Annotated in this window: 10 protein-coding genes; all 10 read right to left on the reverse strand. The window is 67.5% G+C overall.

What is annotated here, in order from left to right:
- Positions 1–28: 28 nt before the first annotated feature.
- The 10 genes from ABWO17_RS10360 to ABWO17_RS10405 all read right to left on the reverse strand — a co-directional run bounded on the left by ABWO17_RS10360 (position 29) and on the right by ABWO17_RS10405 (position 12796).
- Positions 29–2068: a TIGR04326 family surface carbohydrate biosynthesis protein gene (locus ABWO17_RS10360; protein ID WP_353118246.1), complete on the reverse strand. Its 2040-nt coding sequence runs from the start codon at positions 2066–2068 to the stop codon at positions 29–31.
- A gap of 91 nt (positions 2069–2159) precedes the next feature.
- Positions 2160–2795, reverse strand: a complete 636-nt coding sequence (locus ABWO17_RS10365; RefSeq protein WP_353118248.1) for an HAD family hydrolase — start codon at positions 2793–2795, stop codon at positions 2160–2162.
- 155 nt (positions 2796–2950) lie between these two features.
- Positions 2951–3856 carry a phosphoglycerate dehydrogenase gene (locus tag ABWO17_RS10370; protein ID WP_353118250.1) on the reverse strand — a complete coding sequence of 302 codons (906 nt, stop codon included), beginning with the start codon at positions 3854–3856 and terminating at the stop codon, positions 2951–2953.
- A 218-nt stretch (positions 3857–4074) separates the two neighbouring features.
- Entirely contained in the window at positions 4075–4713 is a 639-nt protein-coding gene (locus ABWO17_RS10375; protein WP_353118252.1) for an acyltransferase, read from the reverse strand.
- Between the two features lie 10 nt (positions 4714–4723).
- Positions 4724–5494: a 3-deoxy-manno-octulosonate cytidylyltransferase gene (kdsB, locus tag ABWO17_RS10380; RefSeq protein ID WP_353118254.1), complete on the reverse strand. Its 771-nt coding sequence runs from the start codon at positions 5492–5494 to the stop codon at positions 4724–4726.
- A gap of 443 nt (positions 5495–5937) precedes the next feature.
- Positions 5938–6852, reverse strand: a complete 915-nt coding sequence (locus tag ABWO17_RS10385; protein WP_353118256.1) for an NAD-dependent epimerase/dehydratase family protein — start codon at positions 6850–6852, stop codon at positions 5938–5940.
- A 173-nt stretch (positions 6853–7025) separates the two neighbouring features.
- Entirely contained in the window at positions 7026–7805 is a 780-nt protein-coding gene (locus tag ABWO17_RS10390; protein ID WP_353118614.1) for an HpcH/HpaI aldolase family protein, read from the reverse strand.
- 377 nt (positions 7806–8182) lie between these two features.
- Entirely contained in the window at positions 8183–9718 is a 1536-nt protein-coding gene (locus ABWO17_RS10395; RefSeq protein ID WP_353118258.1) for a lipopolysaccharide biosynthesis protein, read from the reverse strand.
- A gap of 540 nt (positions 9719–10258) precedes the next feature.
- Positions 10259–10930, reverse strand: a complete 672-nt coding sequence (locus ABWO17_RS10400) for an acyltransferase (RefSeq protein WP_353118260.1) — start codon at positions 10928–10930, stop codon at positions 10259–10261.
- A 183-nt stretch (positions 10931–11113) separates the two neighbouring features.
- Positions 11114–12796, reverse strand: coding sequence for an LIC12162 family transferase (locus tag ABWO17_RS10405; RefSeq protein WP_353118262.1), 1683 nt, complete (start codon positions 12794–12796; stop codon positions 11114–11116).
- Positions 12797–12871: the final 75 nt, after the last annotated feature.

Genomic DNA, 12871 nt, shown 5'->3' on the forward strand with positions numbered 1-12871 from the left:
TTCAAAAGGTTCCCTCCCCCGCAAATTCTTATTCTTTGGGAATACCCAGCAACCGCCGCCAGCGGGGCAACCCGCGATCCAGAGCCAGAAAGCCGGAGGGCAGATCGGGCGGTGCGGGGTGGCACAGGGCGGCGGCAAGGTCGTCGGCGGTGGCCACAAAGGCGGTGCCGGGCACGCCCAGCAGCGGGCACATGTTGAAGTCGTTGGCGGCGGTCTGCACGATGAGGGGCAGCCGCTGGTAGGCGGCTTCCAGCGCCACGGTGGTGGAATTGGCGGCCCAGACGACCAGTCCATGGGGGCCGGGGACAAGCAGCTGGGCCACGGGGGTGTTCACCACGCGGGGCGCGCCGCCAGCGGGAAAGCGCGCGGCAAGGCGGCCTTCCACGGGCAGGTTGGGGTGCGGCTTGACCACCACGTCGTACCCGCCCAGCGTGCCTGCCCGTGCGGACTCGGCCAGCACGTCGAGCTGGTTGTCGGTCTCGTCGACGAAAAAGCTGGTGACGATGAGCAGGGTGGGCTTGCCCGGCGCGGCGTCGGGGCTGGTTGTCGGGCAGGTGGCCGGTGTGACGGGCGCAGCCGGAGCCGCGTCCGCATCTGTGCCCTGCGCCGCACCCTGCGCGGCATCGGCAAGGTACAGGTAGCGCAGCGCCTCGATTTCGCCCAGCCGGTCGGCGGGCATGCCCGCGTCACGCATGTGGCCCAGCGCTCCCTGGCCGTTGCAGCACAGCAGGTCGGGCAGGGTGGCGGCGGCGTCCGGCTCGGCAAAGGCGCGGGCGTCCTCGTAGTAGCGCAGGTCGGTGGGGCGCACTGTGGAATGCTGGGTGCCGTACACCGGGCCGCGCCGCGCCTCGTGCATGGCGTGGGCAAGGGACTTTTCCCAGGGGTGGTTTTCCATGGGAAAGATGGTCCATTCCTGCGGCGCGCAGACTGCCGCGTACTGGCGGAAGGCGGCGCGCATCAGGCGGCGTTGCAGGCCCAGCCAACCGCGCGTGGATTCCGCCCAGTTGCGTTCCATGTACGGCCAGAAATCCATGCGCGAACCGGGCAGGCGGCACTGCCCGGCCACGTGGCGGGTCAGGCGCGTGGCGCGCAATGCCATGCGGCAGTAATGCAGCACTTCGCGGGCGATGGTGGCCGGGGTCAGGAATTCCTCGATGAAGTGAAAGGCGATGCCGTCCTGCTTGCGGGCGCGGAATTCGTCGCGCAGGCGGATGGCGTCGGCCAGCGAATAGTGCGGCGTGGGCTCGAAGATGAACAGCCAGGTCACGCCATGCACGCCGCCCTGCTGCGGGTCCAGCGCGTCGTGCAGGGTTTCCCAGTAGCGCGAGCGCAGCCGACCTTGTTTGGCGGCCTGCACGTCGATGTTGGGAAAGTAGGTGGCCACGGTGCCGGGGCGCGGGTGCGCGGGCAGGCTGGCCTTGCCCGTGGCCTCCGGCGCGGCGGGCAGCAGGCGCTTTTCGCGCAGCAGCCACGCGCCAAGGCGCGCCACGGCCTGTACCGGCGCGGGCAGACGGTAGTACAGGTCGGTCAGGCGCTGTTTGGCCGAGCGGGGGGCGGCGGCGACTTCCGTGCCGGTTCCCGCCTCGTTTCCGGCTTCCGTTTTGGCCGGATGCAGCTCGAACCGGCGTCCGGTGACCGCGCAGAAGCGCAGCAGGATGCCCGCCAGCACCGTGTCGTCGGTGACCAGGCAGACATGGTCGGCGCGGGCGTCCTCTATGGCCAGTTCCAACGCGCGCAGCTTGGTCACTTCGTACAGGTTGCGGCAGATTTTGGGATGCTTTTCGGCAAGCGTGGTGAACCACCAGTGCGAGAAGGTGTCGCCCACGGCCAGCAGTTCCCGCAGGTTGCGGGTGGAACGTGCGGGCCGGGTCAGCCCGGTCTCGTGCGCCCAGGTGATGTACGCGCGCCGGATGTCCGTGAAATGCGCCTCCACCAGCGCGGGCACCGAAAGATGTCCGTGGGGCACGTTGCGCCGGGCCCAGTGGGCCACCACCGGAGGCAGGCCGCCGGATTCCGGTTGCGGGCGGGGTGGGGCGTCTGGTCCATCCAGCAGGATGAAGGTGGTCACGAAGGCTCCTTTGCGGGTGGTGCGAAAGGCGCGGGGAGCCGCGCCGGTGCGGCATGCGGCTCCCCGGCGAGATGCAGCGGTCGTTCCAGCTTTAGCAGAGGCCTTCCAGCCACACATTCAGCCCCGTCAGGTCATGCCCCCACGGGTGCGGGGTGGCGGCAAAGGCTTCGCCCCGGCCATAGAACAGGGTGCCCACGGCTTCCGCAGCGGTCATGTCGGTCTTGGCATCGCCGATCATCACCACTTCCGCCGGGGGCACGGCGGCCTTTTCCACGGCGCGGCGCAGCACGTCGGTCTTGCCGGGCGGCGAACCGTAGATGGCCGCGAAGTATTTGGCCAGCCCGCGCTCGGTCAGGATGTGCACCAGTTCCTCGTGCGGGGCGCCGGAGCACACGTACAGCGGCACGCGGCCATGCCACGCGGTGATCACGTCGTGCGCGCCGGGTACCATGGGGGCGTTCAGCACGCCTTCGAAGGCGTAGTCCGCATACTTGCGGCCAAGATCATCCATTTCGTCGGGGGTGATCTCGCGGCCCAGCACCTCGCTGAACAGCCATTCGAACTTCTTGTAGCGGCTCACGCCGCCGTGTTCCATGTGATAGGCCACCAGACGGTCGCGTGCGTCCGCGCCGAAGGGTTCGGCCACGCGGGCGAAGGCTTCGGTCTTCACGTTCACGCTTTCCAGGATGACGCCGTCGCAGTCGAAGACGATGCAGGAAAGGGGCATGGTACTCCTTGGTGGTGGCCGCCCCGTCCGCACGGCAGGGGACGGGGCGGGACATCGAGACGGGATGTGTCGCGCGGCAGGCCGCCGGAATGGGTGCCGACGGCCTGTGCTTTCCGCCGATGCTCCCTGCCGATGCTCCCTGCCGATGCGTTTTGCTATTTGGGCAGCGCGTCCAGCAGGTTGCGGATGGTGTCGGTTTCCATCTTCACGCGGGCTTCCACGGCGTACGAGCCCACGTGCGGGGTCAGGATGACGTTGGGCAGGTCGCGCAGGGGGCCTTCGTAGGGTTCCTTGACGAACACGTCCAGCGCGGCCCCGGCCAGATGGCCGGAGGCCAGCAGCGCGTGCAGGGCGGCTTCGTCGATGAGCCCGCCGCGCGCGGCGTTGATCACCCACGTGCCGGGGCGCATCAGGCCAAGGCGCCGTTCGTCCAGGATGTACCCGCCGCCTTCCGGCTTCGAGCAGTGCAGCGAGACGATGTCCGCCCAGGCCAGCAGGGCGTCCACTTCCATCTTGGCGTTGGTGTCGCTTTCGGCGAACGGGTCGGCAAAGGCCACCTCGCAGCCGAAGGCCTCGAACAGCTTGCCCGTGGCGCGGCCAATGCGGCCAAAGCCGATCAGGCCCACCTTCTTGCCCGCCAGCAGGTTGCCCATGCGCTTCTTCCACGTGCCCGCGCGCAGTTCGCGGTCCATGCGGCTGACAAGGCGCATCAGGTCCAGGGCGTAGCCCAGGGTCAGTTCGGCCACGGCCTGGGTGGGCGCATCGGGCGTGTTGCGCACGGCAATGCCCAGTTCGGCGGCGGCGGTGCGGTCCACGCTGTCCATGCCCGTGCCGCAGCGCGAGATGACCTTCAGCTCCGGCAGGGCCTGCATCACCCGGCGGGTCAGCGGCTCTGTGCCTGCGGCCACGGCGATGCAGCCCTGCAACAGTTCGATGGCCTCGTCTTCGGTGATGGCGCGGCCCGTGGGGTTCTGCACGTACTCCATGCCCGCTTCGCGCAGCAGGCGCAGCGGTTCGTCGCTGAACTTGGCGAACGACGAGGTGGTGATGGCTACCTTCATGATGCGTTATCCTTCGCCGGGGGCATGGCCCCTCGGCATGTCGCGCGTGTCGTTGTCGCTTTGCATGTACGGCCAAGGGCTGTTTCCAACGCAGGATTTTCGTTCGTTGGCAAGGAAAACGAGTCCGCCATGAGGGAGTATACTCTTATCGTATTCGACCGATATGGCGGACGAAGTTTGACGAAGCCAACGGGCGAAAAGGCAAGTTGGAACAGTCCCTAGGCTTCCGGAGGCGTGGCCGCCCGCTCATGCACGCCGCGCTTGCGCAGCGGTTTCGCGGGCACGCCGCCCACCACGGTGTACGGCTCCACGTCTTTGGTCACCACGGCCCCGGCCCCCACCACGGCCCCGCGCCCGATATGCACGCCGGGGGTGATGGTGCAGTTGGCCGCAATCCACACGTCGTCCTCTATGGTCACCTCGCCGTACTCGTGCCCCTGGAACATGATGGGCACGTCGGTGCGGTCGAAGTTGTGGTTGGCCGCACGGATGACCGTGCCGGGACCCACGGTGACGTGAGCGCCCATGCGGATGTGCCCGCCGTCGGCGTCCACCACCACGTTGATGTTCAGGGCCGCGTTTTCGCCCATCTCCAGTGCGCCGGTGCGGGCGTACAGGTGGCAGCCCTTGCCGATGCGCACGCCGTCGGCCAGCGCGATGTTGCGGCACCCCTGCATCGTCAGCGACTGGCCGAAGCGTACCCGGCCGCAGTGGCAGAACAGCGGCTGCCACGCGACAAGACGCGCGCCCACCCCGATGACGGTGGGAATCCACGCGAACAGGGACAGCCAGAGTTCCTCGGCAATGGTGGCAAGGCGCGACATGTCGGGCATGCGCGGCATGTGCGGCGTAGGCATGGCGGCTCCGTTACTTCGTGTAGACGAGGCGCAGGGTGTCTTCGCGCATCATGTCCACCACGCGGGCGAGGTCTTCGGGGGTGTCCACGCTGAGGGTGCGCTTGTCGGTGGGCACCATGCGGACCTTTTCGCCGTGTTCGAGAATGCGCATCATGTCCACCGATTCGATGATTTCCAGCGGGGTTTCCTGCATGTCGTTGAACTTGAGCAGGTAGTCGCGGCGGAAGGGGATGATGCACACCTGCTTCTGCATGGGCACGTCGGTGACGCCCTTCTTGCGAGAGGGCACCGCCTCGCGCGAGAAGTACAGCGCGTCGGAGTTCAGGTCCACCACCACCTTGACTTCGTTGGGGTCTTCGAATTCTTCCACGGTTTCCATGCGGGCCATCAGGTTGGTGACGTTGACGGCGGGGTCGGCCAGCATGGGGGCGATGGCGGCGTCGATCATGTCGGGGGTGACCATGGGTTCGTCGCCTTGCACCATGACCACGATGTCCACGCGCTTGCCGGTGGCGGCCTCGATCTTCAGCAGGGCTTCGGCGGTTCGGGTGGTGCAGCGCACGTGGTGGTCGCCGGTCATGACGGCCTTCAGGCCCGCGCTTTCGGCGTAGTCGTAGATTTCCTGGTCGCAGGTGGCCACGTAGGTGGCGGTCAGGGTGGGGCTCATGGCCGTGCGGAAGGTGACGTGGCCCACCATGGGCACGCCGTGGATGTCGGCCATGGGCTTGCCCGGAAAGCGGCTGGAGCCCATGCGGGCGGGGATGATGGCGACGATGTTCATGGTTGCTCCTTTGACGGCGCGGTGCGCCGGGAAATGTCTGGTTGGGGGGGGGCGTTGGTGGCGCTCAGGGTGCTGCGGATACGCTGCTTGCAGAATCCGTCTTTCGCCGCCGGGCGGCGTTGGCTTGGCATTTTTGATGCTCACATACAGGAGTATGCTCCGCTCAAAAATGCCAATCTGCCTTGCCCGGCGACGAAACTCGTAATTCCTTGCATCGTCCCCGCACCAGCCTCCCGCAGCGGAAGACCGCTGCGGGGTATAAGGAAGAAAGGCAATTTTAGGACTGGGAAGAAAAAGCAGCGACCTTTCTGTGGGAGGTGTGGGCGCGGCTTTGTTTCACCCTCATTTGAAAAGTTTTGGGGGGAGGGGTTCGGGGAGGGAGACCTTTTCCAAAAGGTCCCCTCCCCGATAGCTCTTCCTTTCCAAAATCTGCGTCCTGCGCCCTACTCCTCGCGGGGCAGCAGGTAGCCGCCCACGTTGTGCATGTCGGGGTGCAGTTCGCGGTGTACTTCTTCCATCACGCGCAGCACGCCCTGGCCGAGGTCGGTGGTCAGGTTGGGCACCAGTTTCTTGCCCACCTTGGGCATGAAGGCATAGGGCGTGACCTGGTAGTGGCCGCTGTTGGGGTCGTGCTGGTAGGCGACGTTCAGTTCCTTGCCCAGCATTTCGCCGATCATCTTGAACAGGTCGCCCACGCGCATGGGCTGGTTGCCGGTGAGCACGATGTTCTCGTTGGCGTATTCGGGCTTCAGCACTTCCACGGTGCACAGGGCGGCGTCTTCCACGTGGATGTATTCGCGCAGGGCGGTGGGGCTGCCGTAGTAGGTGATGGCCCCGGTTTCCAGCGCCTCTGCCACAAAGCGGTTGATGGCGTTACGGCGGTCGGCGCGGGGGCCGTACAGCGAGCCGTAGCGCAGGATGGTGTAATCCAGCCCGTGCATGGCCTGATAGTTTTCGATGTACAGTTCGCAGGCCTGCTTGCTGCACCGGTAGAACCCGCCGGACTTGCCGTACACGTACAGCGAGCTGGCGAACACGTAGCGGGCAACCTTGGCCTTGCGGCAGGCTTCCAGCAGGATGACGTTGCCCAGCACGTTGATGCGCGCGGTATCCACGGGCTTGCGGTTGGCCTCGCCGATGTCGGCGATGCCCGCAAAGTTGAACACGGCGTCGGCCCCGGCGATGGCGGCGTCCACGGCGGCCTCGTCAAGGACGTTGCCGACAACCATGCGCTGGTCGCCCCGCAGGTAGGGCGAGGGGCGCAGGTCCACGATGGTGACTTCGTGCCCGGCGTCGGAAAGCTTGTCGCAGACGTGGGAGCCGAGGAACCCGGCCCCGCCGAAAAAGGTGATTTTCATTGTACTGCATCCCTTCGGGGCTGTGCCCCATGCCGCCCGTGGGCGGGGTGGTCCGCTGCGCAGCAGGGGCGCGGTGCGGGCCGTATGGATTCGGTTATTGGTGCGATGCGTCGGGCCGTGGCCCGGAGGTGTCCTGCCCTTCAGTCAGCGAAAGGACAAGTCAGGTTTCGGAACTACGCCGCGCCACCGGCAGGCGGGCAGGCGCAATTGCGATAGAGGAACACCGCATCGATGCACCACGCGATGAACCGGTAGCCTTCGCCGATGCGGCGCGCAAGGTCCGCCGTGTCGGGCTGCACGATGTGCAGGCCCATGGGCACGTCGTGGGCGCGCGCGGCAGCGGCTATGCGGTCCAGCGCGGCCAGAAAGTCCGGGTGGTCGAACTGTGCGGTAAGCCCCATGGAGCCGGAAAGGTCGTACGGCCCCACCATGATGGCGTCCAGGCGCGGATGGGACAGGATGGCATCCAGGTTGTCCACCGCGCGGATGTGCTCGATCTGCGCCACGAACAGGGTGTCGCGGGCGGTTTCGTTCACGTAGGGCGCGAACTCGCGGCCAAACAGGTTGGCCCGGCAGTAGCCCACGCCGCGTATGCCCGAAGGACCGTCGGTGCGGGGGTACAGCGCCCAGCCGATGGCGGCGTCAAGCTGCTCGCGGGTTTCGATCATGGGAAAGATCAGGCCCCGCGCGCCGGAATCCAGCGACGCCTTGATGTCGGTCAGGGTCGCCTCGGCCACGCGGGCAAAGGGCGCGGCCCCGCCAAGCTCGATGGCGCGGAATGCGTCGGGCAGCTGGCTGCGGGTGAAGGCGGCGTGCTCCAGGTCCACGGCCACCCAGTCGTAGCCGGACCGGCCAAGGATTTCGGCCACGTCGGTGGAAGGAATCTGCATCCAGGTGCCGATGGTGGCTTCGCCCCGGCGCATTTTTTCCCGAATGTCGCGTGCGGTGATCATGGTGGTTGCGTTCGCGTGCGGTGCGGCGGCAATGCCGCCGGATGGTGTGGGGCGGGCGCGGTGGCGTCCGTCGATGATGTGGAAACCGCGCGGGCCGGGCTGCGTACGGTTGCGCAAGGTTGCGCCCGGTGCGTAAGGTCGCGCCCGGTTGCGTAAGGTCGCGTACGGTCGCGTACGGTCGCTCCCCGGTATTGCCGCTGCCGCTGCGCGTCCCGTAGCCCGTTGGCCTGTGGCTCCCGTGCCCCCCGTGCGGGGTCCGCACCATGCGGCCTGGCAGGGGGGCTTTTCAGGCCGTGGCAGTATATCCGTGCACGATGCGGGGTGCAATATGCCGGTAGTGTGCGGGAATGGTGTGCCGGTGTTGCGTGAAGGCGGCGCTACGCCCCGGACTTGCGGAACCGCCCCAGCGCCCGCGTGGCCAGCCCGCGCAGGTCCTGCCGGGTAAGGCCCACCAGTTGCGGCACGGCCAGCACCGCCCCGCCCACCAGTGCGGAATAGATCACGCCGGAAACGAAGAAGCGCACGATGTCCTGCGTATCCCCCAGCCCCGTGGCAATGGTCAGGCTGCGGCAGGCCCACGCCGCCCCGGCCAGAAAGGCCAGGCACAGCGCCTGATGCGCCACGTTGCGCAGGTAGTTCAGCGGGATGATGCGCGAACTCATCCACAGCATGAAATTGACCGACAGGAACTGGACCAGCACCGTCTTTACCGCAAGCCCCATGGCCCCAAGGCCGAAGCCGAACTTGTCCGCCGGGGCCAGCAGCACCCATGACAGGCCGAAGCCCAGGATGTATTCCGTCACCGCCATGTTGCGCATGGTGCGGGTGCGGCCCGTGGCGTAGAACACCGATCCGGCAAGCTGCCCGTAGGCCTGATGCACCGGGTACAGGGCCATGATCTGCACCGGCAGGATGGCCGCCGCGTAGTCCGCCCCGCCAAAGATGCGCACCACCGCCGGGGCCTCCATGGCCGTGAAGCACGAAAAATAGCCCGCCACCGTGAACAGCAGCGGCGCAAAGCGGTCCATCAGCCTGCCCATTTCCGTCCGGTCGCCCTTGCCCCAGGCAATGGACAACTCGCGCATGACCAGCGGCGTCATGGCCGAAACGAACAGGAAGCAGGCCATGCCCACCTTTTGCGACAGGGCAAAGAACCCCTGCTGCGCGCTGCCGTTGAAGGTTTGCAGCAGCCAGCGTTCCGCCACCAGAAAGACGGTGGACGCCAGCGCCTGCACGAACAGCGGTGTGCTGTAGTCCGCAAATTCCCGCGTGTAGGCCCGCCGGGTTTCCCGGTCCATGCGAAAGCTCACCGTGGGCCAGCCCCCGCGCAGCACCATGGCATAGCCCACCGCCAGCGCGATCAGCGTCACGTACTGGTGCGCGAACAGCGTGCCCATGTTCAGCCAGCCCAGCAGGAACAGCGCCAGCAGCGCCCCCACGCTGGCCAGGTTCAGCACCGTGCGCGAAATTTCGCTGGATACCGTCACCCCCAGCGCGTCGTTCATGGAGCGCAGCACCCGGCCCCACCACGACAGAAACGCCCACAACGCCGCCAGCGGCACGATCCACGCGGGCACGTCCGGCAGCAGCCACTGCCCAAGGCCCGGCACGAACGCCGACAGCGAGAACAGCATGGTGATGGCCAGCACCAGCGCCGCCACCCGCACGTAGAACGACACCAGCCCGAATTCCTGCTGCCGCCGCGACAACGCGTTGTAGAAGCAGGTGGAGGTGCCCATGTCCAGGAACCCCGCGAACTGCTGGAACATGTTCGTGGCAAAGCTGTAGTTGCCGTACCCCGTGGGACCCAGGGCGCGCGGCAGCACCGCCTCCATGGTCAGGTACACCGGGATGGACGCCACGTTCGCCAGCAGTTTGAACGCGTATCGCTTGGCAAGGGTTTGTTGGGTCATGGGGTGGGGCTGGTTGCTGTGTGGGGGGAAGGGCTGCGCACGAACGGATGTATCGGATACAAAGGCTGCCGAATGTTGGCGGGGTTTGGGCCGCCTCCGGCGTGGGGTAGGGGGCCGCGCGTTGCGGTCGCCATCCGTAAGGCGCGCAAGCGCGCCAACGGCTGCCGCATAGCGGCGGCCCCCTACCGACCCCCGCGCTTCGGGGGGCGCGCCCCCCGATCCCCCCGGCCTCCTGCGCCGACATTCCTGTGCCGGTCAGCTTCCCTGCGGCGCGGGGCGCCTTCGGGTGATCTGACCGGCGGAATGCAAGGCGCGCGTTGCTCTCGTCGCCATGGCGGGGCGTGGGGTGCCGGTATCACACGTTGTTCGCGGCGTACCCGCTTCGCCGGAGCTTCCGCCGCGATGCGACGGCGATCTCCGGCGGCGGGCACGAATCGCGCTACGGTTTGTGCCTGAGCCGCACGGTCCGGCGCGGAACCTGCCGTTGCGCGAGCGCATACACCGCATCGGGGAAAAAGGAAACGAGGGGCGGCGCGGGGGCTACGGCAACTGCCGCACCACGCGGGCGGGCGTGCCAGCCACAAGGGTGGCGGGGGGCACGTCGCGGGTGACCACGCTGCCTGCGGCCACGATGGCCCCGTCGCCGATGGTCACGCCTTTCAGGACGATGCAGCGCATGCCCAGCCAGACGTTGTCGCCTATGGTCACGTCGCGGTCGCACTCGCAGGCTGGGGTGGTCAGGCGCGTTTCCGGCGGCCATTGGGCGTGGAAGTCGGAATCGGTGATCACGCAGTTGGGGCCGATCATGGTCCCCTTGCCGATGCGGATGGTGCGCGAGCGGGCGGTGATGGCCGTGCCGTTCATGGTCACGCCGTCGCCGACAAGAATGGCGGCGCTGCCCGCAAAGGTGCGCAGCCGGGCGGGGGCGTGGATGGTGGCGGATGTGCACCGCCGGGACGAGGAAATGATGCCCACCCCGCGCCCCAGTTCGATGCGGCTGCCCGGCCAGCGTTGCAGGATGATGGTGCCGCAGCACTCGCAGCCGCCGCCCAGCCGCACGCCGAACAGTGCGGCCTTCAGCCGCATGCGCACCGTGCCCCACAGGCAGGATGCGTTGCGATGCACGGCCATGCAGCCGTAGGACACGATGTCGCGCGGGGTCAGCCCTTCCTCGCGAATCTTGCGTAGCGCCTTGGTGATGAATCCGCCCATTTCAGGCTCCTTCGCGGGCCACGTTACCCACCCAATTGAAAAGTTTGGGAGGGTGGGGGTGCGGGGGAGGGAACCTTTTTCGCTCTGCGGTCGCCATCCGTAATGTTCGCGCTACGCGCTTACATAACGGCTGCCGCAAAAGGTTCCCTCCCCCGCGAAGTCATATGTCTTTAAATCTGTTCCTTACAACCCGCGCAGCGCGTCCAGCCAGATGCCGTTGATGCTGCCGGGGGTGGTCATGGCGTACTGGGTACACCAGTTGCGGCGGGCCTGCTGCACGGCTTCGCTCTGCCACCAGCCCTGCACGTCGGGCCAGATGCGGCAGATGTGCGCGGCGGCGGCGTCGGGCGTGGCGTGGTGGATGCCCACGGCGGCCAGTTCGGCCAGGGCGGCGGCGGTTTCGCGTCCCACGCGCCAGTGTTCGGCGTTCCAGTACAGCACGGTGGGCGTGTTGGAAGCCATGGCCAGTTCCAGGGTGGTGCCGTGGTGGTCCAGCACCAGCAGGCGGCAGCCCAGCATGTGCTCGTCCAGGCTCCCTTCGCAGCGGCGCACATCGGCAAAGCGGCGCAGCACCCACGGGCCGTCGTCCAGCCCGCTCATGGTCTGGAAATAGGGGCGGTACAGGGCGGATGCGCGCACATGGTCGGGCAGGGCGGCGAGAAAACGCGCCTTGTCGCGGCGGTAGTCCAGCCATTGCAGCGATTGCGGCCGCGAATCCAGCCGGTACGAGAGCAGGCTCATTTCCGCGCCGACGAACACCAGTGCGCCGGTGCGGTCCACATGGCTGTCCTTGATGCGGTCCAGCTGGCCGTGCGGCAGGGGCACGTAGTTGCCCCGGAACGGCGCGTGGCTGGTCCAGCCCCAGGTGACAAAGGCGTGCTGACGGTACTCGTAGTAGGGCACCACGGCGGATTCGCGGATGTGGCCGTAGTTGCCGCCGTGCTGGATGAACACCAGCCGCGCCCCGGCGGCGCGGTCCAGGGCCACGCGCATGCGGTAGGCATCATCGTGGTACGAGGCCACGTTGACCACACGGGTGCGCGGACGGCGCTGCCGCACGGTGCGGGGCAGGCGCTGCTGGCACAGGGCGCGGGGGATGGACGGCAGAATGATGTCGTCCGGTTCAAAGCGCCACACCGGCATCCGCCCCTTGAGCTGGGCCAGGGGGATGGTGCGGTCCTCGCAGGTGCGCGGCCCCAGCAGGGCCATGGAAAACGCCAGCGATTGCAGGGTGGAAAAGCCCTTGATGCGCGGAAACGGCAGCGCGTACAGCAGCCGCCGCGCAAGACCGCGCAAGCCGCCTTCTGCGGGGGCGCCGGAATGGCGGATGACCGGATCGGCATGCACGGCCCGCCACGCGGCGGGCAATTGCGGTTCCAGAATGCGCGAGAACACCCACCAGTTGAACAACTGGTCCTGCGCGCCCGCAAGGATGAACTGGTGGCTGTCCTCGAAGGAAAAGGCGCAGTCGCCCGGCAGCAGGGGAACGTCCAGTTCCTCGTTGCCCCACAGGCGGATCATGTCCTGCACGCGGCGCTGGCGCTCGTGCAGCATCTGGCAGCACAGGGTCAGCCACGGGTACAGGGTCAGATCCCAGAAGTCGCGCGGCAGGTCGGCCCCGTGATGCGCGCCCAGGCGCAGGCCAAGGTCGGGGATGCGCGAAATGGCGTAGCTGTTGGCCTCGTCGATGGCGGCGGCCACCTCGTCGCCGTTGGCGTACGGGTCGGGGCCGAAGGTGAAGCGGGTATCCCAGTCGGGAAAGGCGTCCTCGCGCCCGTGAAAGCACCACGGCCCGGCCATCAGATGGGTATCGGGGGTGGCGTTGTCAGGGGCGACGGCAAGGACGAGGGTGCGGCGTTGGGTCATGTGCGGCTGCGCGCGGGGCGCGGTGTTTCGTGAAGGCCCGGCGGGGCGGCGAGTGGGCCGCTTGATGCCCGCCGG

Origin of the sequence: Nitratidesulfovibrio sp. (genome assembly GCF_040373385.1) — a bacterium.
In the GTDB taxonomy this organism is placed as follows: Bacteria; Desulfobacterota; Desulfovibrionia; order Desulfovibrionales; family Desulfovibrionaceae; genus Cupidesulfovibrio.

Coding starts and splice junctions, on each gene's coding strand:
- kdsB (WP_353118254.1), bottom strand. CDS start 5,494: ATGAACATCGTCGCCATCATCCCCGCCCGCATGGGCTCCAGCCGCTTT.
- ABWO17_RS10375 (WP_353118252.1), bottom strand. CDS start 4,713: ATGCCTACGCCGCACATGCCGCGCATGCCCGACATGTCGCGCCTTGCC.
- ABWO17_RS10390 (WP_353118614.1), bottom strand. CDS start 7,805: ATGATCACCGCACGCGACATTCGGGAAAAAATGCGCCGGGGCGAAGCC.
- ABWO17_RS10365 (WP_353118248.1), bottom strand. CDS start 2,795: ATGCCCCTTTCCTGCATCGTCTTCGACTGCGACGGCGTCATCCTGGAA.
- ABWO17_RS10400 (WP_353118260.1), bottom strand. CDS start 10,930: ATGGGCGGATTCATCACCAAGGCGCTACGCAAGATTCGCGAGGAAGGG.
- ABWO17_RS10370 (WP_353118250.1), bottom strand. CDS start 3,856: ATGAAGGTAGCCATCACCACCTCGTCGTTCGCCAAGTTCAGCGACGAA.
- ABWO17_RS10405 (WP_353118262.1), bottom strand. CDS start 12,796: ATGACCCAACGCCGCACCCTCGTCCTTGCCGTCGCCCCTGACAACGCC.
- ABWO17_RS10385 (WP_353118256.1), bottom strand. CDS start 6,852: ATGAAAATCACCTTTTTCGGCGGGGCCGGGTTCCTCGGCTCCCACGTC.
- ABWO17_RS10395 (WP_353118258.1), bottom strand. CDS start 9,718: ATGACCCAACAAACCCTTGCCAAGCGATACGCGTTCAAACTGCTGGCG.